This window comes from Shewanella sp. 433, from assembly GCF_059338565.1.
In genome coordinates, this window is record NZ_CM181703.1 from 993,226 (window position 1) to 1,018,060 (window position 24,835).

At 50.6% G+C, this 24,835-nt stretch carries 16 protein-coding genes; 8 read left to right on the plus strand and 8 right to left on the minus strand.

All coding sequences use genetic code 11. The features are described from left to right. Positions 1 to 66: 66 nt before the first annotated feature. The gene (thpR, locus tag AC5YB1_RS04545; RefSeq protein WP_494520886.1) at positions 67 to 600 is read right to left on the minus strand and encodes an RNA 2',3'-cyclic phosphodiesterase; all 534 of its coding nucleotides are present in this window, start codon (positions 598 to 600) and stop codon (positions 67 to 69) included. Between the two features lie 360 nt (positions 601 to 960). Between thpR and AC5YB1_RS04550 the strand changes: the two genes are divergently transcribed. Continuing rightward, positions 961 to 3,177: a putative bifunctional diguanylate cyclase/phosphodiesterase gene (locus tag AC5YB1_RS04550; RefSeq protein WP_494520887.1), complete on the plus strand. Its 2,217-nt coding sequence runs from the start codon at positions 961 to 963 to the stop codon at positions 3,175 to 3,177. Positions 3,178 to 3,253: 76 nt separating this feature from the next. Continuing rightward, positions 3,254 to 5,758, plus strand: a complete 2,505-nt coding sequence (gene hrpB, locus AC5YB1_RS04555; protein WP_494520888.1) for an ATP-dependent helicase HrpB — start codon at positions 3,254 to 3,256, stop codon at positions 5,756 to 5,758. A gap of 21 nt (positions 5,759 to 5,779) precedes the next feature. Here the strand turns inward: hrpB and AC5YB1_RS04560 are convergent, their stop codons facing one another. After that, positions 5,780 to 5,938: a hypothetical protein gene (locus AC5YB1_RS04560; RefSeq protein ID WP_494520889.1), complete on the minus strand. Its 159-nt coding sequence runs from the start codon at positions 5,936 to 5,938 to the stop codon at positions 5,780 to 5,782. Between the two features lies 1 nt (position 5,939). Here AC5YB1_RS04560 and mrcB point away from each other — a divergent pair, with 1 nt between their 5' ends. Continuing rightward, positions 5,940 to 8,162, plus strand: coding sequence for a penicillin-binding protein 1B (gene mrcB / locus AC5YB1_RS04565; RefSeq protein WP_494520890.1), 2,223 nt, complete (start codon positions 5,940 to 5,942; stop codon positions 8,160 to 8,162). 102 nt (positions 8,163 to 8,264) lie between these two features. On the opposite strand, the gene AC5YB1_RS04570 is transcribed toward mrcB, so the two are convergent. The 4 genes from AC5YB1_RS04570 to AC5YB1_RS04585 all read right to left on the minus strand — a co-directional run bounded on the left by AC5YB1_RS04570 (position 8,265) and on the right by AC5YB1_RS04585 (position 12,350). Beyond that, a complete protein-coding gene (locus AC5YB1_RS04570) occupies positions 8,265 to 9,446 on the minus strand; it encodes a flavohemoglobin expression-modulating QEGLA motif protein (protein ID WP_494520891.1) in 1,182 nt (393 codons plus the stop codon). 128 nt (positions 9,447 to 9,574) lie between these two features. Then, a complete protein-coding gene (locus AC5YB1_RS04575; protein WP_494520892.1) occupies positions 9,575 to 10,387 on the minus strand; it encodes a PepSY-associated TM helix domain-containing protein in 813 nt (270 codons plus the stop codon). Positions 10,388 to 10,522: 135 nt separating this feature from the next. Beyond that, complete coding sequence (locus AC5YB1_RS04580; protein WP_494520893.1) at positions 10,523 to 11,050, minus strand: FMN-binding protein; 528 nt, start codon at positions 11,048 to 11,050, stop codon at positions 10,523 to 10,525. Positions 11,051 to 11,174: 124 nt separating this feature from the next. Then, positions 11,175 to 12,350 (minus strand): porin, encoded by a 1,176-nt coding sequence (locus AC5YB1_RS04585; protein ID WP_494520894.1) that lies wholly within the window; start codon positions 12,348 to 12,350, stop codon positions 11,175 to 11,177. Between the two features lie 305 nt (positions 12,351 to 12,655). Here AC5YB1_RS04585 and AC5YB1_RS04590 point away from each other — a divergent pair, with 305 nt between their 5' ends. The 5 genes from AC5YB1_RS04590 (at position 12,656) to AC5YB1_RS04610 (ending at position 21,059) form a co-directional block, all read left to right on the plus strand. Beyond that, positions 12,656 to 13,366, plus strand: coding sequence for a DUF3581 domain-containing protein (locus tag AC5YB1_RS04590; protein ID WP_475514874.1), 711 nt, complete (start codon positions 12,656 to 12,658; stop codon positions 13,364 to 13,366). 295 nt (positions 13,367 to 13,661) lie between these two features. Then, entirely contained in the window at positions 13,662 to 17,333 is a 3,672-nt protein-coding gene (locus AC5YB1_RS04595; RefSeq protein WP_475517046.1) for an ATP-binding protein, read from the plus strand. Next, positions 17,334 to 17,987 carry a hypothetical protein gene (locus AC5YB1_RS04600; protein ID WP_475514873.1) on the plus strand — a complete coding sequence of 218 codons (654 nt, stop codon included), beginning with the start codon at positions 17,334 to 17,336 and terminating at the stop codon, positions 17,985 to 17,987. It begins immediately after the preceding gene. Between the two features lies 1 nt (position 17,988). Continuing rightward, on the plus strand, positions 17,989 to 19,209 hold the full coding sequence (locus AC5YB1_RS04605) for a phosphoenolpyruvate carboxylase (protein ID WP_475514872.1): 1,221 nt from the start codon (positions 17,989 to 17,991) through the stop codon (positions 19,207 to 19,209). A gap of 581 nt (positions 19,210 to 19,790) precedes the next feature. Next, on the plus strand, positions 19,791 to 21,059 hold the full coding sequence (locus AC5YB1_RS04610) for a dicarboxylate/amino acid:cation symporter (RefSeq protein WP_494520895.1): 1,269 nt from the start codon (positions 19,791 to 19,793) through the stop codon (positions 21,057 to 21,059). Between the two features lie 65 nt (positions 21,060 to 21,124). Here AC5YB1_RS04610 and AC5YB1_RS04615 read toward each other — a convergent pair whose 3' ends face one another. Beyond that, complete coding sequence (locus tag AC5YB1_RS04615; RefSeq protein WP_494520896.1) at positions 21,125 to 22,504, minus strand: sigma-54-dependent transcriptional regulator; 1,380 nt, start codon at positions 22,502 to 22,504, stop codon at positions 21,125 to 21,127. A 4-nt stretch (positions 22,505 to 22,508) separates the two neighbouring features. Then, positions 22,509 to 24,476 (minus strand): ATP-binding protein, encoded by a 1,968-nt coding sequence (locus AC5YB1_RS04620; RefSeq protein ID WP_494520897.1) that lies wholly within the window; start codon positions 24,474 to 24,476, stop codon positions 22,509 to 22,511. Positions 24,477 to 24,835 lie beyond the last annotated feature (359 nt).

Consider the following 24,835-nt stretch of genomic DNA (forward strand, 5'->3'; position numbering starts at 1 on the left):
TTCTGACTTGCTGATGAAATAACAACGCGCCCTATGGGCGCGTTTTTTTGTGCGCGTTTGTAGTCGTTAGGGTTGAGGCTCCACTAACGGCCATGATTGTATTATAGGGTAGTGCACGCCGGCGTTATCGCTCACCGACTGGTACAGATGCAGGGTATTGGCATTAAGTGTGATGGGCTCGACGGCCAGCGGGGTAAATTGTTTGGCTTTGCGAAACAAGGTGATGTGCGGCGTAAAGGGATGCTGTTGGTGATGCAGACCAAGGCTTGTGGCGACCTGTTGACACTCTTGTTGCAGCGCGGCTAAATGAGGGTCATCAAGCGGACCCACTAAGCACAGGGCTTTAGCTTTTTGCCATAAGGTGAGCGCATTCAGGCAGACGCTAAATGAGTGAAGTTTTTGCTGCGCACTTAACTGGTCGAGCTTATCAATTAATTGAGTGGTGGCCGCTGGGGGGACTTGGCCGAGAAAGGCCAAGGTCATATGCAGGTTGGCGCGAGGCACAGCTTGCCCATCGGTTAGCAGCTGTTGCTGCAGTGATGTTAATCGCTGAATGTCCTTAGGGGCCGGGCTTACGCCGATAAACAGTCTGCTGAGCATGATTTAGCTCCTTATGTATCAAAGAATCTTAATTCATCATCTTACCCAATACTGCTAGCCAATACATGGCACTGGTTTGAGCTGTGGTTTAACCATTGACGACCTGTCAATGCCAATGAAATACTCCAAGTTCAGCTGTCTTAAATTCTCTTTAAAATGCGGCTGTTCTTTTTTAAGCTCATGAATTTAAATTGTAATAGTTAATTTTGTTTTCTGTGATGCAGATATGCAAAACAATGAAGTCGAGTCAGTTGTAACATATCGGTTTGTGCTACGGTAAGCCTATTGTTTATGGCTCGGAGTATATTGATGTTCAAACTATGTGTGCTTACTAAACGGTCATAAGGAAGCGACCTTACTATGTTACAAAGTCAATCTCAGTTGAGTCTCACATCGTCAGACCGACTGCTGCAGCTGGTTGCTACAGCCCTGTCGGATTATGATCTACTCGATGAATTAGATGCGGCGCTGTTGGAGCTTGCCCATATCACTGGCTGCAACGGCTTATTGCTGCTGCGACTCACTCCGGCCCGTTTGAGCGTGCAGATTGAGGCGATGCATCAAGATGATGACACCTTATTTAGCCAACGTGATGCGCAAAAACTGCTAAACCGAGTCGCGAATCGCCGCCGCTTGCACTCCTGTGCATCCCTTTCTCAGCCGACCATTATCCAAGATGTATCCAGTGAAATTGAACAGCGCGATAGCCTGCAGTTTATCGCATCGCGCCTGGGGAGTGTGTTGCTGATCCCCGTGCTGGGTAATCACTATATTTTTGTGGCTTATCGCTACCATAGTGATGGTCACTGGTGTGAATCGAGTCTCGATGCGCTCACTATGGCGGGCAATATGCTGGGTTATGCCAAAGAGGCGTGCCGCTTACACCAAGCGGTAAAGAGCAGTGAGCTCCAATGCCTTGAGCACTTGTACCGTATGCCGATCTGTTGCGTGCATGTTGGTATTGATAACCGGGTGATCCGCTTTAATCGTTGCGCCGCCAATGAGCTCAAGGTTGAGATGCTGCAAGATATCACCAGCCTAATATTGCCCCAAGAAGTTAGCCAATGTTATGCCACCCTAGCCTTGGTGCGCGATGGCTTATTAGCCCAGGCTAGTTGTGAACTGCAGATGAAAAATAGTCACTGTCAGGGCAAAGCGCAGGTGACCTTTCTCTCCTTATCGGCAGAAGATGGCACCTTGTTGATGATGGTCGAACCCATTGACGTGTCGCAGACGTTAGCCCCGCAACAGGAGGCAGTATTCAATTTTGATGGCCTGACGGGGTTACCCAATCGCGCCTATTTTGAAACCCTCTATATCGAGTCTGAGCCATGTGCGCCCAAGCGCAGTACTTTTGTTGCATTCATCAATCTCGACCGTTTTCAAGTGGTCAATAATGTCAGTGGCTACCAGGCTGGCGACAGACTGCTGTGCGAGGTGTCGTCCAGACTGACCCGCCTCGTGCGCAAAGGCGATGTGGTTGCGCGGCTCAGTGGAGATGAGTTTGGCATCTTTATGCCTAATATCGATCGCAACATTGCCGAGCAAGTGGCCGAGCGGATCTGTCAGGCGTTAAACCAACATGAGTTTAGCTGGGAAGGGCGCAAACACAGCATCAGTGTCAGTATTGGTTTGGCACAAAGCCAAGATGCTCAAGCGAACATTTCAGACTTACTTCGCAGTGCCAATGCGGCGTGCCGGGTCGTGAAAGAGAGTGGCCGTAACGGGTGGTATGTGTATGCCAGCGATGATCCTATGGTGGAACGTCTCAATACCGACATGAGCGCCTCGGTCGATATTATTGGCGCACTGGCCAACGACAGATTTGAGCTATATTACCAACCCATTGAGATGCTACAGGCAAACAATAGCGGTTTACATTTTGAAATATTGCTGCGCATGCGCTGTGAAAACGGTGAGCTGATGTCACCGGCTATCTTTTTACCCGCCGCCGAACGATTTAGCCTCGCCGCCAAAGTTGACCGCTGGGTGATCGACAATGTGCTGCGTTGGGGGGCGAACCATCTAGCCTTATGGCATGAATTATCTATGGTATCGGTTAACCTGTCGGCCCTCTCCATTGGCGATCGCGAGTTTATGCATTGGCTAGAGATGCGCTTGTTAGCCGAGCCTGAATTAGCCCGTAAACTCTGTTTTGAAATTACCGAAACCGCCGCGGTAAAGCAGCTCGATTTGGCTACCGAATTAATTAACCTACTCAAACCCATGGGCTGTAAATTGGCACTGGATGATTTCGGCTCAGGCTTTTCCAGTTTCGCCTACCTCAAATTACTCGATGTTGATTACGTTAAAATTGATGGCCAGTTTGTCCGTCATCTGTGTCAGGATAAAGCCGACCAAGCCATTGTGGCGGCCATATGCCAGTTGGGGCGCGACATGCAGTTTGAGGTGATCGCCGAATTTGTCGAGTCCATCGAGATAGGCAAGCATTTAGCCAAGCTGGGGGTCGATTATGGCCAAGGGTATGCCATTGGTAAGCCAACGCCCTTAATGAAGCTGACCTCAGGTGAAGCTCTGGGCTGGCACCGAGCGTTGCACTATGGTGACCTAGCCTGATCTTGGGCTAGTACATTTTGTTTTTTTGCCCATAACGGGTACACTTGCCGCAGTTTTTGCCGACAGATAGCCCCTTGTGAACTCACTACCCATTCAACATCTTTTTCCTGCCTTGCAAAGCGCATTGGCCAGCTCATCGCAGCTGATTTTACAAGCGCCCACGGGCGCGGGTAAGTCGACGGCCTTGCCGTTGGCACTGCTCGATTGGCCGCAAATTAGCGGTAAGATATTGATGTTAGAGCCAAGACGAATGGCGGCGCGTAATGTGGCCCATTTTATTGCCCAGCAGCGCGGTGAAACCATAGGCAATACCGTCGGCTTTCGGGTGCGCGGCGAATCTAAGTTGAGCACCAATACTCGGCTTGAGGTGGTGACCGAAGGGGTGCTCACTCGCATGATCCAGCAGGATCCTGAGCTGAGTGGCTATGAACTGATTATTTTTGATGAGATCCATGAGCGGCACCTCACCACAGATTTAGGCTTAGCCTTGGCGTTAGAGTTACAATCCTCGTTTCGTGACGATCTTAAGATCATGGCAATGTCGGCCACCTTAGCGGGTTTGCCATTGCATGAGTTGATGCCCAATGCGGTGACCCTCGAAAGTGAAGGGCGCAGCTACCCTGTGAGCATCGAATACCGCGCGGTGGGGGCTCAGCAAGAGTGGTTGGTGCATATAGCACAAGTGATAGTGACCGCCTTGCAGCAACACCCACAAGGATCGCTGCTGGCATTTTTACCCGGCCAAGGTGAAATTAATCGCTTAGCCCAGCAGCTGGCGACCCGCCTCGACTCTAAGGCGTATCATATCGCGCCGCTCTACGGCAGTTTGCCTGCAGCGCAGCAAGATAGCGCCATCGCTCCGGCTACGGATGGGCGGCGTAAAGTGGTGCTGTCGACCAATGTGGCCGAATCGAGTTTAACTATCGAGGGCATCACCGTGGTGGTGGATAGCGGTTATAAACGCCAAGCCAGTTTTAATCCTAAGACTGGCGTGACTCGGCTGTCATTAAAGCGGATCAGCCAGTCGTCATCGGCCCAGCGCGCCGGTCGTGCTGGGCGATTGTGCCCCGGTCATTGTATTCGGCTATGGGGCCAAGAGGAGCAAGGGCGCTTGCTGCAAGCCGATGAACCTGAAATCGTACTCGGCGATTTGACCTCCATGGTGCTCGACGGTGCTTATTGGGGAGTGAGTGCGTTAACGCAATTGCCATTACTCAGCCCGCCATCGGCTGCCAATGAAGCGGTCGCTTGGTCGCTATTAACACAACTGCAGCTGGTGGATGAAAAACGTAAAATCACCGCTCATGGCCGCGCCGCGTATCAGTTAGGTTGCCATCCGCGTTTGGCGCATATGTTGTTAACAGCGCAGCAGTGGCAGCAGGCCAATAGCGGTACACCTTTGCTGGCCTTAGCGGCAGTGCTGGCGGGCGTGATTGAGTCACGCAGCCGCGCTCGTCGCGGCGCCGATATCAGTGGCTATCTGGGCGATGCGCGTCATGGTGAGAGTGCGCAGTTAGCCCGCAGTTATTTGGCGCGTATTGATGGGCAAGGGCGGGGGAAAGTGGATCTTGCTCAGGCCATCAGCCAGGCTCATCCCGATGATATTAGCGTGTTGCTGGCCTTGGCGTTTCCAGACCGAATCGCCAAAGCCAGAGGCGTTAGCGGCTATCAATTAGCCGCAGGCGTTGGGGTGACGCTCAATACTGATGACAGCCTCAGTGGTGCGCCTTGGCTGGTGGTGGCCGATTTTCAAGAGTCACAAGGCCAAAGTAGTGGCCGGGTATATCTGGCCAGCCGGCTCGATCCTGCCAGCTTTAACGACAGCCTAAAGTCGCTCGTCACAGAGCATATTGATTGTGGCTGGGATGATAACCAAGCGCGCTTTTATGCACTTCGCCAGCGCCGAGTTGGGGCGATTGTGGTTGAGCAGCAGCCGATAGCGCAGTTGGACGCGGCGCAGATTAAACAGGCCATTTATGGTTTAATCCGCGCCAAAGGGCTAGCAGTGCTTAACTTGGATGCCAAAGTCACTCAGCTGCGTCAGCGGGTGGCCTTGGCACGCCAGTATCAGCTTGCTGGCGACTGGCCCGCGATGGATGATGAGGCATTGTTAGCCGACTTACCCACTTGGCTAGGGCCTTATCTGGATAATGTGCGCCGCTTGACGCAGCTGCAAGCGCTCGACTTTTATAGCCTGTTGCATAACCTCTTACCTTGGGAGCTGCAGCAAACCTTGGCGCAGCACTTACCGACACACTGGCCCATGGCTACGGGCACCCGTGCCAATATAGAATATGAGCCGTCGGGGCGCGCGCTACTGAGCGTACGTCTACAAGAGGCGCTAGGCATGGCGCAAAGCCCGACCTTGGCGCAAGGTAAATTGGTGGTGACCATGGCGTTGTTATCACCTGCTCAGCGGCCGTTGGCGCTGACTGCCGATTTAGCCAATTTTTGGGCTGGCCCCTATCTTGAGGTGAAAAAAGAGATGAAGGGGCGTTACCCTAAGCACCTGTGGCCTGACGATCCGGCCAATACGGTGCCGACCAAATTCACCAAGAAAAAAACATTAAGTAACGGTTAATGACCCACCGTTAGCTATTTTTTATGGGATTAAGATGACAAGCAAAGAGACACCCAAGAAACCGCGCGCCGCCAAGCCTGCTCGATCTTCGACCAAGGCGAGCCCCAAAACTAAGGCGCGCAATACGTCAAAGTCAGCCCCGCGCACCACGTCCGGTTGGGGACGAAAAATCTGGTCCATCGTGTGGAAGCTATCCTTGGCACTGCTGGCGGCGTTGATTATTTACAGTATCTATTTAGATCAAATTATCGCGCGTAAATTTGAAGGGCAAAAATGGCATCTGCCAGCGCAGGTGTTTAGTCGCTCTATGGCGATCTACCCTGGGGCGGCGGTGAGCCATAGCCAATTGATCGCCGAGCTCAAGTTACTCGGTTACCGCAAGGTGGCTAATCCGCGCCAGGTGGGGGAGTTTTCCGCCTCTAGCACGCGGGTCGATCTGTGGCGCCGGCCTTTCCTGCACCCACAAGGCTCGCAGGCCGAGCAGCGAGTGATGATAACGTTTGATAGCCTAGGGGTCGAATCGGTCGCGCGTCAAAGCGATAATCGTCAACTGGCGGTGTTCCACCTTGAACCTGTGTTACTGGACAGAATGATCGCCGGAGACGGCGAAGATCGCCTCTTTGTTGATGCAGAGCAGATGCCTAAGGCGATTGTCGATGCGTTAATTTTGGTGGAAGATCGCAGTTTTTATGAGCACCACGGCGTCAATCCCTTTGCGATTGTACGTGCCGCATTAGTTAACCTGAGCGCGGGACGCACGGTACAAGGCGGCTCGACCTTAACCCAGCAGCTGGCGAAAAATTTCTTTCTGTCAAGCGAGCGCTCAATTGTGCGTAAGCTGCGCGAGGCGTTAATGGCGATCATTATCGACTTTCGGTATGACAAGGATGAGATCTTAGAAGCCTACCTTAACGAAGTGTATATGGGGCAAGATAAGGCCCGAGCCGTGCATGGCATGGGGCTGGCGTCGCAGTTCTATTTTGGTCGGCCCATCGCCGAGCTGACTCTGCCGCAGCAAGCCTTTTTAGTGGCGGTGATCAAAGGGCCATCTTATTACAATCCGTGGCGCTATCCTGAGCGGGCGCAAGCTCGGCGCGATCTGGTGCTGCGGCTGTTGATGGAGGCGCAGCAGTTGTCTGTGGCGCAATATAAGGTCGCGGTCGACTCGCCGCTGGGATTACGCCAGTTTGATAAATCGGTGCAACAAAAGTTACCGGCATTTTTTGCCGTGGTGCGCCATGAGTTGAGCGAGCGTTATGGCGATGCTCTGTTGCAGCAATCGGGCATTAAGGTGTACACCACGTTAGATCCTATGGCGCAAGAAGCCGCCGAAACGGCGGTGGAGTCGACCATGAAGCAGCTGGCTAAACGCGACAAAGCCTTGCAAGTGGGCATGGTGGTCACCGATAAGTATTCGGCAGGTATTGCTGCCATGGTAGGTGATAAAGTGCCAAGTTATTATGGCTTTAACCGTGCGGTCGAGATACGTCGCCCCATAGGCTCATTGATTAAGCCTTTCGTATACGCCAGCGCCTTGACTCAAGCTGATAAGTACACCTTGGCGACGCCGTTAAAAGATGAGCCGATCACCCTAACAAACCAGCATGGCCAAACCTGGTCACCGCAAAACGTCGATAAACAGTTTTCGGGTCAGGTGCCTTTGTTAACGGCTTTTAAAAAGTCGATGAATGTGCCCACGGTTAACTTGGGTATGGCTATCGGTACCGATGCGGTGGCCACCACCTTAGATAAGGCGGGCTGGCCAGATAAAATATCTGAGTATCCCTCAATGTTATTGGGCGCGGTTAATGGCTCGCCCTTGATGGTGGCGCAGGTGTATCAAACCTTGGCCGATAATGGGCGTTACCGTCAGCTCAGTGCGGTGACCCATGTGCTCGATATGGACAATCAGGCCTTAGCGGGCAGCCCCATTAAGACCCATCAAGCTATCCCGGTGGCCAGCGATTTCTTGGTGCAACACGCCATGACACAAGTGGTGCAGTCGGGGACGGCCAGCCGCTTAGGGCGTGCATTTCCTGGGGTGACACTGGCGGGTAAAACCGGTACCAGTAATGATTCTCGTGACTCTTGGTTTGCCGGTTTCGATGAGCGAAATGTCGCCTCTGTTTGGGTTGGGCGTGACGATAATGGTAAAACTGGACTCTATGGCAGCAGCGGTGCTATGGCGGTGTATCAGGAGTTTTTACGCCAGCGTGCGCCCATCAGTTTAAGGCGCACCCCCGTTGAGGGCGTGGTACAAGGCTATTTCGATCGTGATACCGGGGTGGCACAAGAGGCCGATTGCGCCAATGTGGTTGGCTTACCTGCGCTGCGTGAGAGTTATCGCCCCATACGTAACTGTGGTCAGCCCTTGTCTTGGTGGCAAAAATTGACTGGCAGATAAGGGTTACAGCGTGTATCGATGATAAAAAAGGAGGACTCGCGTCCTCCTTTTTTATGGGCCTTACTCTTGTATGGGCATGAGCTGCATGGCACGCGGCAAATATTAGCGAATGGCGTGGGTGATAAAGGTGTTCACGGCGCTGTTTGCCACCGGATTTTTATAGGCGGGGGTAATGTACTTTGGCGCCGATAAAATGCCTTTTGCAATTAAACGCGACAACATGGGCAGATAAGCCAATGAGGTTTTGCCCATCAATAGGTGATTAAACTGCGGCTCATTTTCATAGGCGTTTAAGATCATGCTAAAGCCTTTGAGATAGAGGTGATCTTTGGTATAGCCGCCGCCTCGATACACTCGCGCGGTAATGGTGTAAGCCAAGTTGGGCTCGACACCGTAATCTTCTTTAAGCATTAAGAAGGTGGTGCGAAAGTTTTTATCTTCGATCATCGACCGCACCGCAATCACTCTGAGCGCCAAGGTTTTTAAGCGCTTAACGCTAAGATTGCCTGACAGGTATTCGCTTAAAATCGCCAAGCCTTCCTGAGTCATGGTATTGAGTGGACAGCCCAGCGACAAAATTTTCAGTGGCTGATGTTTACCATTGAGGGAGGTGACTAAATGCACCCCTAACTCATGATGCGCTAAGGCTCGTGCATCGGTTTTACTCAAGCGGGCATGGCTGTTAATGCGCACTGTGGTGCCAGACACTAAGGCGTTGGCTACCATGGTCTCGTCAAACTGCAGCTGCCATTGGTAGTCTTCTTGCTGCGCCATCTGTTGCAACAACTCGCCGATTGCCTGCGCGTCGAGCTGCGGCTCATCGCCATCTTGTTGAAGATCGGGCAGATGCAAAATGAACTGGGCATTGCGCAAGTCTTTTTCGCTGGGCTCGCCATAGTAACGCAGCGAGTCATACAAAAACTCACTGCTGCCGATAGATTTAAACTGATCGATTTTATCCACATACGAGTCAACAATGTCCAGATATAAGGTGTAGATATCGGGATCATCGAGTGACTCTAATGGCAGGTTAAACAGATCGCGTTTGAGTTTAAACGGATCGATTGAGGTGTCGGCGTAGATAAAGCGAGGCTCAATGGAGAAGTGGTTATCAAAGAAGGCCTGTTTTTGTTGCAGGTAGTTAAGCGGCTTAACGGCTTCTAAAATATCAATATCTTTAACAAGCTGATGCAACTGAGTGTCGATAGCCGACAGGGTAGGCGCCACATTAGACATAGAATGTTCAATCTCATAAAGAGGGTGATAGATGCCGATAATCGGCATCGCCTAGACCTAGAGTGCAGGCCAAGAGGATCCTATTGCCGTGCAGAATTTGTCTGCCGCTAAAGCTAACTCAGCTTAGGGATTTTAGCTACCAAATCATGAGCGAAAAATGAAAGATTATTGGTGCATTAGTGCGAGCGATGTGACTGACGTTTTTTGGGTTTGGCTTGTTGCCAGAGGTAAAGGCCCGAGAGGGTCATAAAAATTAAGCTAAGTGCCACCAAATCCATTAACCATGGCCCAGATATACCAATAATGCGACCACTGTGGATATCGAGCAGTACCCTCTCCCAAGAGAGGTGGCTGGCGCGGGCGCGCAGTGTGAGGGTCTCAATGAGCTTGTGGCTCTGTGCTGTATTAAGGGTGTTTGACCAAGCCAGGGGCTGCGTTGGCGTCGCCGATTGCCATGAGATAAGCTCGGCATCAGCCACAAATTGACCGTGACTGCTGTTAAGCCATAGTTGGCTATGTTCTGTACCTGGGGAGATAGCCAAGGCAGATAGATTGGCAGGCAAGCCCGTTGCGCTGCCTTGTTTTTCTAACAGCTCACCCTGCATTGATACTAGGTAGAGAGTATCGCTATCGATGGCGACGAGCATGCCTTGGTATGCAAGGGCGCTGATAATGGGGCCGTTAGCTTCTAACACTTGTTCACCTGCGAGCCATAAGAGGTTATCGGTACTGGCAAGTGATGGCGAGAGTGAAAAAACCTCGCTGTTTGATGGCGCTTTTATGCCGTAATGATCGAGTAGCCACTGTTGTTCAACCCCGTGCTTGTCGAGTGAGAGTTGATGGCTATGGTTGATTAATATGCCAGTTAATGACACTAAGATAACCAGTAGCGCGCTAACACAGCCTAAGCGTCGATGCCAAGGACGACAAAATTTGACTAACCGGTGAAGTCTTGAGGTGTGGCGGCGCTTAGGGGGCTTATGAGTCATTAAGGAGTATCTTTATCTAACTTAGCGGTAAATGGCTATAGGTGATGTCATTGAGGCAGCATAATACACAATGGCGCTACAAAAATATCGCTGTAAATGAGCTCGGGGCCTACGATTTGCCAGATGCATGTCAAATTAGCTGTTGATCTTGCTATCGAGATACAGGGCGATACGGGATAATTTAGTTAATGCCCTGACCGATAGGGTTGCGCCAGTAATACCATCGATATGACGGTCAAGTTGATGATCTGCATTGAGCGTGGCTTGGGTAAATTGATTCGTAAAAAAGTCGTGCCTTACTTCGTCACCGCGACTTTCACGGTATACCAACACCTTTGTTTTGGCGATAGCCTGCTGCTTAATATGGATACCCACAGTAATGGGAGACTCTTTGCCTATTTCATCTAAAATCCAGACTGTTTCATCGGCTTGCTGCCAGTAGCGTACCCGCATTTTATTGTATCTGTGGGCTAAGATCTGCTCGATAACCTGTTTATCGTCATCTTGTAACCAATAGACTTTTGCTTTTGGCGTCGGTGTATTAAGGGCTTGGCTGATAAATTCATCATTACTTTGGTAGACACTATTCGCTAGTACGCCATGGCTTGCCGTCAGTAATAGCGCGGTAAATAGTAGTGTGACGATAATGCGAAAAGTGATCATGTGGTGCCCTGATGTAACATCGCTTATGACAAATGTCTTACTCGCTGAGCTCAGCAAGTGACGACCTTAATGGAAAGCGGTGCGCAAACCCAGCATGCGCACCGTTTTATGACGTAGGTGTAGCTTAGAACTGGTAGCCAACGCCTAAGTTAAAGCCGTCAGCGTCTTTAGCGCCGCCCACTTTTTCATAGTCAGCCTTGAATACCACGTTCTCGTGTAACCAATAGTTCACACCGATATTGGTTTGGGTGATTTCAGTATCATCACCGTTACCCGCATTGTTGTCCCATGCATTGTAGCGAGCAAACACACCAAAGCTTTCGTTGATACGGTATGAAGGCTCGATGTAGTAACCCTTCTGCTCGTCACGTCCTAGCAGTTTGGCTTCTTGTCCGTCAATATCCCACTGAGCGTACAGTGCTTTAACGGTGAATTTGTCGATGCTGTAGATCGCATGAGCGGTAAGCAAAGTGGCTGATGCTGTATCGACATCCGCTTTACCTTGGGTTAGATCGGATTGATATTGCACCGTCGCCGCCAGTTCAAGACCAGGAATAGCGGTGTATTTCACGCGACCCGTATAAGCCAGATCTTCTGCTTTGGCTTTCGACACCTTTTGGCGTCCACCACGGATCTTATAGTCGTCACCCACATTAAGGCCCGAAGTCACGGCTGCATCAAATGCGAGGCCCGGTGCGGCTTTAATGTTGAGATTTAGACCCGCTTCCCACCACGTGGCGGGTAAAATGTCTTTTTCTACCGGATTGCGCTCAACACCGTAGAAGGCTGGTGGCTCATGGGTTTCGTTGATGATACCAACAGGCATCAAGAATAAACCCGCTTTACCCGTAAGCGTGTCACTGAAATCGTGTTCGATATAGGCTTGCTCTAGCTCAACTTCACCCTTTTGGCCGTCACCTGAGATAGAGTGCTCCACTTCTAGCTCAGAGAAAAAGCGAGTGCTTGCATTAAATTCATGGCCGACAAACAGTACGAAGCGGTGAAAGTCGAACTCTTTTTTATCTTTGCCCGACTGATTGTCAGTGATGTTGTTGTAATGCAGCTCACCGTAACCCCCAATGGTGGTCGCGCTTTTAGCTGAGCTTGATTCTTCAACGACATCAGCAGTTTGCTCTACACGCTTTTCTGTCTGCTCTAAGCGGCTTTCTAATTCTTGTAGCACTTTTTGTTGCTGCTCGATAATCTTGCGTAGCTCTTGAGTGTCCTGCGATGCATTAGCACCTTGGCTTGCAAAAATACCAAATAAGGTTGCTGCGATTAGTGTTTTCTTCATCATCATTTTCCCAGTTGTTGTATTGGGGTTGTTTTAATGCGGGCAATTTTACATATCAATCATGATAATGCAAATAGTTATCATTAAGATTTTGATCCGAGTCAATAAATTACGCACTCGAAAAGGCTGACGCAAAGCATTTTTTTAAATAGGGGGTATTTATTTTTATTTAATAACAGTCGGTTAGTTTGTTTGAGAGCTTCGGTGTTGACTCGTGTTTATCACCGCTCAAGTCATCGGGTGAGTGTTTTTTGTAAACAGGTATATACTAGCGCCCCCCATTTTGGATAACCCTGATTGAACGAGCCCATATGTTTCTAAGCCCTTATTTTAAAAAAGAACAGCAAAGTGTTTCAGTATCGGCCCAGCAAGCCAGTGATTTTGCCAAAGAGGTCGCACAAGACTTTAACCCCATCCATGATGTGGCAGCCAAACGCTTTTGCGTGCCTGGCGATCTCTTGTTTGCCTTAGTACTTGGTCAATATGGCTTGAGCCAAAAGATGCGTTTTCAGTTCGAAGGCATGGTGGGCGATGGGGTGTCCTTGGTGTTTCCACCTCAGGTGGGCGAGCGTTTTGCTATTCGTGACCATAAAGATAAACAATATCTAAGCGTCGAGCGTAGCGGCGACAGCACCTTGTGTGATGTGCAAACCGAATCTTTTATTCGCAGCTATGTGGCCTTCTCAGGGCTGAACTTTACCCATGTATTAGTGCCGTTAATGCGCGAGCAAGGGGTGATGATCAATCCCGCTCGTCCATTAGTGATCTACGAAAGCATGGCCTTTGACTTAGTCACATTGGACTTTAACCATATTGAACTGTCGCTGGTGGAGCAAACCTTAGTGATAGACGGTAAGCGCGGCGATGTTACCCTTAAATTTGAGCTGCGCTGCGGTGATAAGTTAGTGGGCACCGGCGTTAAAACTTTAGTGCTGAGTGGCCTGCGCGCCATTGAAGAGCAAGATATGGACGCCATGGTGGCGCGTTATGAAGCGCGGCGCATCGATTACCAAGGTGCTTAACGGTTAAGTAACCCGCTTTAGCTTTATATTAAGGGCTCGCCAAGTGCGAGCTTTTTTGTGGGCGCGGTTAAGTCGTCTCACTGCATCTTATTGACGCATTATTAAGCTGGTTTTGCGATGTAAGCGTGCTTTTTAAACGTCCAAAAGCGCCTCGAGCGCCGCTCGATTGCCAAGCCTGTCGCTTTGATTTACTTTAGTGACCATTAGATTGTTGCTGCCTGCCGTTACGCCTTGGCGTGGGGAGGTTTTTATGCGCGCTATGACCGCCCTAGCGCCGTTTGCATTAAGGAAAAAGATGCCTAGTTTGAATCGAATAGTGCTGATAAACACGCACCTACCTGGCGTTGTTGAACTCGCCCTCGACGGACACACCAATATTTGTGGGACCAACGCCTCGGGTAAAACCACCTTGCAGCGTTTGGTGCCAGTATTTTATGGCGAATATCCGAGCCGAGTCGTGCCCTCAACCCGTGATAGTTTCGAGCGTTGGTATCTGCCGCACGATTCCAGTTACATCATCTATGAATATGTGCGTGACGATGGCCTTTACAGCCAAGCAGTGCTGGCATCGGCGGGTGATGGCAAAGGGGTTAATTACCGTTTTATCGCCAAAGCATTTGAACTGGCAGACTATGTGAAGTCCCAGCAAGGCGACTCGATTTTGTGCCACAACATGGCAGAGCTGGGCCGCGAGATGAAACGCAGCGGCGTGTCGGTGAGTAATTTACTCAACACCCGAGAATATCGCGCCATCATACAAAACGATCGCACCTTATTGAGCACGGGCAGTAACCGCAGTGAGCTGCGCGCCTATGCGCGGCAGTTTTCCTTATGTCAGCAGGAACACTCGCTGCGCCATATCGAAAAACTGGCCAAAGCGGTGCACTCGAAAGAAGGCAAGATGGAGACCATCAAATCGATGATCGCCGCCATCTTAGAGGAAGATGGGGTCAATCCGCCCAGCTCGCGCCTCAATCCACAGCGCGTGGAAGCCTGGATCCGTGAAAGCCAGTTGATCCAAGGATTTGAGCAGATCCGCCCCGAGTACGACAAGCTCGAACAGGAGTTTAATCAGTTACTCAGCGCCGAGCAGCGCCTGAGCGGCCTTAAGCGTGGTTACAGTAAAGATGAAACCGCCGAGGTTGAGCGCCAAGAGCTTAATCAGCAACGCTCCAAGGCGTTAGGGGAGCAGCTGCGCCAACTCGACGAGGAGTGGCGCGAGCAGCGCGACGAGCTCAATCAAGACTTGTCCGCCGCCAAGGGCGATGTGACTAAGTTTGAAGCCGAGCTAGACGCAATCGAAGATCAGCACGGTGCCTTTCTCGATGCCGATATAGAGCAGGCTAAATTGGATCTCGACCAGCTGCCAAGCTGGCGCGCCAGTTTAGATAACTTAACCGAGCGCCATAAGCTGCAAACCGAAAAACACCAAGATGTCGAGGCGGCTTACAATGCCCGTCGCAGTAAAATTGGTGACAACCTTAACCGCGAATTAGAGCAGCTCGATAAAGAGCAAGATAAGCATCGCGAAGCCCGCGACAAGCAGCAAGAGCAGGGCCGTAACGAGTTAGCGGCACTAGAGCAACAATGGCGCGAGCAGCTGGAAGCGGGGCGCGCGAAACACAGCGAACAAGCCTATCAGTTAAAGCTCTCGGCCGCCGAGTTGACCATGCAGGTTAACAATGTCACCTACAGCGAAGCGGAAAAGCTCAGCTTGGCCGTGTTCGATGAGCGGATCGCCCAAGCTGACGAAGAACAAGAGGTGTGCAATGCCAAGGTCGAACGCCTAAGCAGCCATGAGCGCAAGCTCAGAGCCAAACGCGATCAAGCCAACGAAGCCCTGCGCCAAGCGGGACTGAGGGTCATTGAGCGTCAAACTGCCCTCGACGAGTTGCACCATGTGTTGTTTCCCCAATCTCACACCCTGCTTGAATACCTGCGCAAAGAGGTCAACGGGTGGGAAGCCAATATTGGTAAGCTGATTAACCCTGAGTTACTGCATCGCAGCGACTTACACCCAACCATAACCGAGCCGCAAGAGAGCTTTTGTGGTATCGCTCTAGATCTTAAAGCCATTGATATTCCTGACTATGCCGCGTCAGAGCAGGAGCTGCGTAGCCGCTACAGTGAGGCCGAAGAGACCTTGGCGGCGGCCAAGGCGCTGCAAACCGAGGCCGAAGCGCATCTGGTGGCGTGTAACGCCGAACTCGATGAGCTCAACCGGGAGCTGACCTTTGCCAAGACTGCCTATAAGAATAGCCGTGACGATCTGCGTCGCCTGTTTGATGATAAACGCAGCGAGCAAGAGAAAATCAATCAAGCGTTGAGCGGCCGTAAAGCCGAGGCACAAAAACGCCTTAGCCGTATCGACAGCGAGATTAAGCAGCTCAATGCCCGGCATCAAGAGTGGATAGCGGCGCAAAAAGAGCTAGAGCTCGAAGCCCGCATGGAGAAAAACGCCTACTGGCAAGAGGTGGTCGGCGTTTTAGACAACCAGTTAGCCCAGGTGAAAAACAATATCGCCCAGCGCCGTCAAGACGCCAAAGCAGAGCAAAAAGCCTGTGAGCAGTGGTACAAAGATGAGCTTAAATCTCGCGGCGTCGATGAAGGCAAAATTGTTAAGCTCAAGCAGGAGATACGTCAGCTTGAAAGTGACATCAGCAAAGCCGAACAGCGTCGCAGTGAAGTGCTGCGCTTCGATGACTGGTACCAGCACACCTGGTTGTCACGTAAGCCTAAGCTGCAAACTGAGCTGAGTAAGGTCAAGATGGCGGTCGCTGAGCTAGAGCAGCAGTTGACTCGCAAAGCCAACGAGATCAAGCAGCGACGTCAGGAGCTCGACAGCCAGCGTAAGCAATCGGATGCGATTCAAGTGGAAGCGTCTGAAAACCTCACTAAATTGCGCAGCGTGATGCGTAAACTGGCCGAGCTAAAATTGCCCGCAAGCAATGATGAACTGCAAGGCAGCTTGGCTGAGCGCCTGCGTCAAGGTGAAGATCAGTTACTGCGCCGCGATCAATTGCTGGGATCGGTGAAGCAATATATTGAACATTTTGATTCGGTGATCGCCAGTAAGTCCGGGTCGAGCCTGTCGGAGATCTGGGATCGTGCGCGCGAAGAGTCGAGCTTTATTAACGATAAAGGCATTCGCCTACTCGATTATCGTAAGCTCGTGCCACAACTTGAGCAGCTGCTCAATGTGATGGTGCCCCAAGCCGTGATGGGCCTGCGTGAGCAAGGGCGTAATTTTGGTATCGATTTGACCGCCTTTTACGATGTGTTAGCCGATATCGACCGCCGTATTGCCTCGCAAAGTGCGCGTATTACCCGCGAAGTGGGTGAAGAGCTGTTCCTCGATGGGGTGAGCGAGTCGGCGGTGCGTATCCGCTCGCGCATCAGCGAGCTGGAGTTTTGGCCAGAGCTTGAGGTGTTTGTTAAGGCGTTCCGTCAATGGAAAGCCGACGGCTTTGCCGAATTGCCCGACGAGCACTACACCAACAGCATGCGCCGCGCCTTAGACATTATTGGCCGCGCGGCATTAACGGGTGGCATCGCCAAGTTATTAGAGATTGAGCTGCGCCTAAAAGAGGGTAACAGCGACCTCATCATCCGCACCGACCGACAGCTTAATGAGTCGTCGAGCCATGGTATGGCCTACCTGATTTTATGTAAGTTCTTGCTGGCTTTTACCCGCTTACTGCGTGGCCGTGCCGATGTGACCATCCATTGGCCTATCGATGAGTTAGGCACCTTACACCACGGTAACGTGAAAAAGATTTTTGATGCCTGTGAAAACAACAATATCAGCGTGTTAGGGGCATTTCCTAACCCTGAGTCAGAGGTGCTAAATCTATTTGTTAACCGCTATATCATCAATAAACAGACCAAGAAATTACAGGTCGTGAAGCCGCAATTAAATCCTATTGCCGACAAGTTAAGCCAGCGTTTTGCCAAGGAGACGGGATAAATGAGTAATAGCACACAAACCGTATTAGTCGGCCAAGGCGCATTGATTGAAAGTTTGCTGCGCGGTGAATTTATCTGCCGCACCAGTAACGAAGAAGCGTGGCGTGCGTTAAAGTCATCGACAACCCGCGACAGTGTCGAGCAGTACCTTAACCGCATTAACCGTACAGTGGCATCGGCCGGTGAAGGCGAGGTGTTTTTCTGTGGTTACTTGCAGCTCGGTGACACTGAGCGCAAGGTGATATCGTCTCAGTTTCGCGATATCTGTAATGCATTGATCCCTTTGGTCGAATGGCTGGTGCTGGTGCAAGAAGCCAGTGGTCAAGATGCGCCGCTTTGCGAAGGGGCGGCGGTGCGTTTAAGCGAACTGCAGATGCGCATCGAAGATACCCCCGCGTTTCGTGAGCAGCTGGCTAAGATCAGCCACTACCGTTTATTTGGCTCTAGCAGTACTCAGGTGGATGCACAAATTAAGTTGGTATTTAAACGCTTGGTGGAGCTGGGGTATCTGCTGCGTCCTAACGTGGAAAAGCAGATCTACATCGCCACGGGTAAACTAGATTATCTCTATGAAGTTATTCGTTTTATCGACGAGACTGAAGGCTTAAGCCTTGAAGCTCAGGCCGAAACTGCCACCCAAAGGGACTTAATCTGATATGAGTAGTAACTTACACCAATCCGGGGTAACGCTACTTAAGCTACTGGGGCGGCATAGCGAACTTATCATGGACGTGTACCTATCGGGCTCAGTGGCCGAAGGGGGCGATAACGCGGCAGCAATCGATAAGCTACGTAAAGCCGAGATCCTGTGGCGACCAGAACCCGGGCAAGATTTACGCCTCAAACGGTCAGTGCGCGCGCTATTAGAAGAGACTTTAAGTGATGAGCGTAATCGGCAAATCGATGCCAATGTCGGCTCGGGTCTTGCCACCATCAAAACCTTGGCGAGCCACTATAAAGAGGCGCGCCATGCGGTAGATTATAGCGCCAGTGAAGCCTATTTAGCCGATCTGAGTGAGCACGTTTACAGCTTTGCCGAAGGGTTGCGTTATTCGATACGGGTATTGTGGAGCCGGATTAATAATGAGTTTGGTTATGTCGGCACCATCAATGCCAAAATTCGTGAAAACGAATTGGCCCAAAGCCAAGTCAGTGAGCTGCTCAATGGCTTAGAGATGTTCCAATTTAGCGAGCTTGGCGAGCTGGCCGGTGATATTCGTGAGCTGCGTAAATTGCTGGTCACCACCTTGCAAGAAACCTTGAGTGATTGCACCCAAGAACTCAGTGTGGTGCAGGGGCGGTTATTGGAGTTGCTTGGACGTTTTAGGCAGATCCAAGGGCGTACACGCTTACTTAAGGGCTGGTTGTTATACACAGATCAACATCCCGATTATCAGGTGGCAGATCATGTCAGCCACAAGCAGTTGCCAGTTCTGTTTAATCGCGCCGAAGCACTCTTAGCCCCCGCAGCGGTTGATGTGAGTAATACCGGCTATGAGGCTGAGCTGTTACAGCTGGTGGCGCAAGTGAAAGCCATTAGCCGTGTCGAGCGTGACACCTTAGTGCGCGAGCATGATGTGGCGTTTGCCTTGGTTGATGCTGAAGATTTTGAAATTGCCGCTAACCCCCTCAAGTTGGCGGTCGATGATTATTTTTGTGCGGTGATCGACTCAGGCTTAAGGCAATCGGCATTGCAATACCATCAACAGCAAACGCTGGAGTGGGATCCTGAGAGCTGGCTGTATCAGGTGATCTGCGGTTACGAAGGATTGCCAGAAGAGCACAGACGCTATTTTGAATTAGAGCCCATTGGTGAGCCGCACCCCACTTACAGTGGTAACTTTATTATTCGTGATGTGGAGCTTTGGTTGGCCTAGCCTGCTGAGGATAACGCCTTGGGTCTAAGCCGCTATTGACCAAAAAAGTTATAACCTTTAAGTAAAGTAATCGTCCTTAAAACCATTAAATCAAGTGTTTACACTTTGATTTAATGGTTTTTTTATTGCTTATTATCAGCACGGGGCGGCGCTTTTTTCAGCGACGTTGGCTAGTGTATTTCACTAGTGACGCTGTGCCAGTAGTGGTTTAGTTTGCCTGGTGTTGCTTTTGTAGATATATACGCCTTTTCGGTTTTATTTTTTAGTGGTAAAAACTGGTGTTGCCAGTTGTAAATCAAGTGGTTAGGTTTATTTTTATGGGTCAATGTAAAAGTTTGGGTTGCGCGTGTCGGTGCTGAGTCTCTATATCTCTTTGTTAATATTGGGCTAAGTATTTATATTTTATCTTGTTATGCGCTTGTTGTTTTTGAGGTTTTTTTCCAAGCCCATTGAAAAGCTTGCTAGCATGATCCACTATCTCTGCACAAGCAGGGGAGTACCCGCCTCACATCTTAATCTCCATCGATGAGATACACAGATAAAAGCGTGCAGTAGATACGCTAAATTTAATAGGCAAACAGATGACAAAATCACTTTCTACCCGCATCTTTATCGGGCTCTTTTCGGGTGTCATACTCGGCACTATTTTGCAATACGGTTTGGCTGATGCCAGCCAATTAACCGCATGGGTGGTCAACATCGCCAGCGGTGTCGGTACCATGTTTGTCAATATGATCATGTTGATGGTTGTGCCTTTGGTGTTTGTCAGCATTGTTTGTGGTGTACTGGAGCTAGACGACCTGAAGAGTTTTGGCCGCCTCGGTGGTAAAACCTTTGGGTTTTATATTATTAATACGCTGCTCGCCATCTCTACTGCACTGGCGGTGGCCTTGATTGTTGAGCCCGGTGCCGGCATCGATATGACCTCAGGCACTGAGGCTGTGATAGCCACGACTGAGCTGCCTAACTTGATGCAACTGATTGTCGATATCGTCCCCAGTAATCCCGTTAGCGCGTTTTCCTCGGGCAATATGCTACAGGTGATCTTTATGGCGCTATTAGTCGGTGGGGTGATTAAGTCGATGGGCGATGGCGTTCCCTTGTTAAACCAAGGGTTTCAAGAGGGCAACAAGTTGATGATGAAGCTGATTAGCGTCGTGATGAAGCTGGCACCTTATGGGGTGTTTGCCTTGATGCTGAAGTTAGGCGCCACGTTAGAGGCCAGCTTATTTGTCAGCGTGATGGAATATATGGTGGTGATCATTACCCTGCTCTTGATCTGGATTTTTGCCGTCTATCCTATTGCCGTTAGTCTGTTTACCTCGGTGTCGGCCAAGGCGTTTCGGGCTAAGACACAAGAGCAAATTTTGTTTTCCTTATCTACCGCAAGCTCTAATGCCACCATTCCGGTGACCATGCGCACCTTAACAGAAAAGCTGGGGGTTAAGCCCGCAGTCGCTGGTTTTGGCGTGCCCCTGGGGGCGACCATGAATATGACCGGTGTGTCGATTTATGTCACCATTGCGATTTTCTTTGTCGCTAATGCCTTTGGTGCCCCCATCATGATGGAGCAGTTGCCATCATTGTTATTCAGTATCTTTTTGTTATCGGTCGGCGCTGGCGGTGTACCTGGTGGTGGCATGGTGATGATTGGCGTGTTGATCCATCAGATGGGATTACCACTCGAAGCCTTTGTGATAGTAGCGGCGCTCGACAGGGTGATCGATATGGTGTTGACCTCGTGCAATGTAGTGGGTGATGCGGCGGTGTTAACCATAGTCGATGCCACAGAGAAAGAACATCAAGCCGAGGAGCTTAAGGCGCAAGAGGCGCAGCTCAAGCCTGCTTAAGTCAGTCCGCTTAAGTCGCGATACATCATCATGAGTGGTGCCAAGCCACTCATGATGATGGAGACTTAATGGCCTTTTAAGCGCCGACTGAGGGCGCTTTGGCTAATGCCCAGTAACTGCGCCGCCGCGGTTTGATTATTGGCGGTGCGGCTCATGGCTTCATCAATTAACGCCTGATTCATCTGGGCTAAACTAGGCAACACCTTAGGAAAAACCAGCGTATCTAATGGCGCTTGTGTCAGCGATTTATGCTCGTTAATCGCCTCCATAAAGGGGGAGATATTCAGCGCGACGCCATCACTGCGGCTGACCGCATCAAATACCATCCCCTTAAGTTCATGCAAATTGCCCGGAAAGTTGTAATTCGCCAGTTTAGCGGCCAAGTCGGCCGGTTGTTGCGGCATTGGCAGCGCCATTTCACTGGCCGCCTGAGCAATAAAGTGGTTGATCAGCATCGAAATATCCAGCGGCCTGTTGGCCAGTGGCGGCAGCTTGATTTTATGGGCGCGTAAACGATACAGCAGATCGCTACGAAATTGCCCAGCTTGGTGTAATTTCAGTAAATCATCTTGGGTCGAGGCGACAAACTTGCATCGCACCGGATAGGCACTGTCGCTGCCCAATGGATAATATTGCTTGGTTTCAAGCAGATCCAATAAGGTGATTTGTGCCGCCAGTGGCAGGGCGCCCACCTCGTTAAGGTAGAGTACGCCATCGCCCACTTGATGCAGCAAACCGGCTACGGCATCGATTTGGCCATCGCTATTGTGGTGCAGTTGACCACACATCTTTTGAGCGAATACCTCACCGCTGATCCCCGCCAGATTAATGGTTAAAAATGGCGCTTGTGGGCTGTAGAGGCTGTGGCAGGCGCGGGCAAATTCACACTTGCCGGTACCGCTTTGACCAAAGATAAGTAAAGGCTCAGGACTAAACGCGACCGCCTCTAAATAGCGAAATTGATCGAGCATCTGCGGCTCGCAGGTCAAAATATTATTAAACGCCTGTGGATTGTCTAAGGTGCGACTTAAGAAACGCTCTTTAATGTGCAGGTAGTTACGCTCCAGCCCCACCACTTCTAGCGCGCGGCGCACCGATTGAGCCAACTCTTCCACCTTATCGGTTTTGATAAAGTAATCGTAAGCGCCATTTTTAATGCAGCGCACCGCAGTATCGACCTCATTGACGCCGGTGACGATGATCACCCGGGTGTTAGGAAACTCGCTGCGGATCATCGCCAGTAGCGTTTCGCCACAATCGAAAGGCATGGTTAAGTCCAGTAAGACTAAGGCGTAATCGCCCACCTGTAGGCGATTGATCACCTGACGACTATCGACACAGGTGTCGATTTCAGCTTCGGGCACTAAGCGGTTAAGGGTGACGGCTAAGGTGCGTAGCCATGAGGCTTCATCGTCGACTAAGAGTATGTTTCTGGCCAATTTCATGGGGTTAATCCTGTTGTACTAACGCAAACGTTAAGCGGATGCTTGTGCCTTGGTCGACACTCGATTGGATCTGCATTTGCGCATGATGTTGTTTGATTATCCTGCTGCTGACCGACAAGCCTAGGCCGCAACCGCCGTTATTTCTGCGCGTGGTAAAGAAAGGTTCTGTGATGCGTTTTAAGGTGGCGCGGTCCATGCCGCAGCCGTTATCGCTCACGGTGAGCAGCACTTGGTCTGCATCAACCTCGGTGGCGATACTGATAGCGCCAGTGTAAGGGTCGCAGGCGTGACAGGCATTTTGAATAAGGTTAATCAACACTTGGTGCAGCTGCTGGGCATCGCCGTTAATGAGTGGATCTGCTGGACAAAGGTTGGTGGTGATTTGATAGCTCTTACACTGATTATTGGTTAAGCGCAGCGCCACCTGCACCACATCGTTAAGGGCGATAGGCAGATGTGCTTGGGCTAAGTTTGGCAGGGCGTAGCATTTAAGATCGTTAACAATACGGCTGATGCGCGTAGCGGCCTCTTCAACCGTTTGACAGCTATGGCCCAACTCGGCCATGGCATCGCTTGGTGCCAGTCCGGCAATGCGCCAAAACGGGTTGTGTTTTTGGTAGTGGCTTGCAGCAGGTGTTAGATCCTTTATTGCCGCGCTCAGCAGTGAAATTGCATGCACAATCAGCCCTGTGGGGTTATTGATTTCGTGGGCAATGCCGGCTGAAAGCTCACCTAGGGAGGCTAGGCGGCTGGCCTCTTCGTTGGCCTGACGCAACCGATGTTGCTCGGTGGACTCTTCGAGCAATATCACCACCTGATCGCTGGCGATCGGGTGGATCTGCAATTGCCAAAACTCTTGCTGGTACTGCATGTCAGCCGTTTGTGACCGCTGCTGGGTCAGCACGCTATTGATCGCCTGTTTAAGGTCAAAGGGTTGGCCATCGAGGTAGTGAAATTGCTGATTAACCAGCAGCTCGATATTGTTATCGTTACTCCACAGGCGCTTAAGGTGTTGATCTATGATGGTGACGCCATGGGGAATGCCATCGAGCACCGACTGAAACTGAGTTGAAATAACCGATATCTCGGCTTCGGCGCGCCGGCGCTGTTCTAACTCTTCTTTAAGCGCCCTCTTTTGGCGGCGTAGGCTCGCGCTGATAAACCCGGTGTAAACCATTCCGATTGCCGAGATAAGCGCCACTAAAATGGCCACAGAAAACATGCGTTTTTGGGTCGAGGTTAAATCGACCTTTTCCCGCCCGGTGCCAAACCATTTGTTGACTAATGTGTCATATTCTCCCGAGAGTTTAAGCTGACGCAGAGCGTCATTTATCTGCTGCATTAACGCGGTTTTTTTGCCATTACAGACAAAGTTAAAGGCGCCGTAGATCAGTGCATCGCTGGAGCTTCTCACCGAGGGGTAAAAGGGCAGTAGTCGGCGGGCGACAAAGTTTTCGGCTAACACCACATCGACTTGATCATCCATCAATTGTTGAAAACCGGTTTCATACAGATCGACATCAATACGCTCAAACTGTTGCAGGTGATCTGACAGATACACATCGATAAAAGCGCCTTTTTTAATGGCGACTCGCTTGCCAGCAAGATCGCTCCAGTTATTGATAAACGCTTTGCCTTGCAAGGTATAAGCCTTGGCGTGGGTGGAATAGATAGGATCCGATTGATTTAGCTCACGGCTAAAGTTCACCGGACTGACCACGGCTATCACATCGATATCACTATCTGGGTTGTGCACATCCGCGACCAACTGCTGGAAGCTTTTGCGCCGCACTATGATGCGCTTGCCTGTAAGCTGGCCAATTCTGTCCATGAGCTCAAGGTTAAACCCTTGGTCAACGCCATTGTTACGCCATTCTAAAGGGGCGGTATTAGAGTGTACGCCAAACACTATGCTCTCTTGGGAGAGCACCGGCAGCGAGGCGCATATTAGGCAAAGTAGTATCAGTCTCATGGGCTTGAGTGTAGAGAATAACGCCTTAATAAACTGTGCTGCACTGCGCGAATTAGTAAACGGTGAACTATTAGCGTTAGCCGCCTTTTACTGGCGGCAATCGCCCGAGTGATCTCGCTCTGTATGAGTTATGCAAAATTGCATATCTCACTTGCAAGTTATGCAACTTTGCATAGTGCATTTTAGGTGTTGTGATTAAGGCGGCATTTCTTGTGGAGACCTGAGTGTCTACCTTGCTGTCGCTGGATTTATCGACAAAGATGATTAGGAGCAACATAAGTGTCGGCCACCACGCAATGCGATTGGGCGACACGTGGATCATTATTATAATGAAAGGTTTCTGGACTGACTGCGTCACC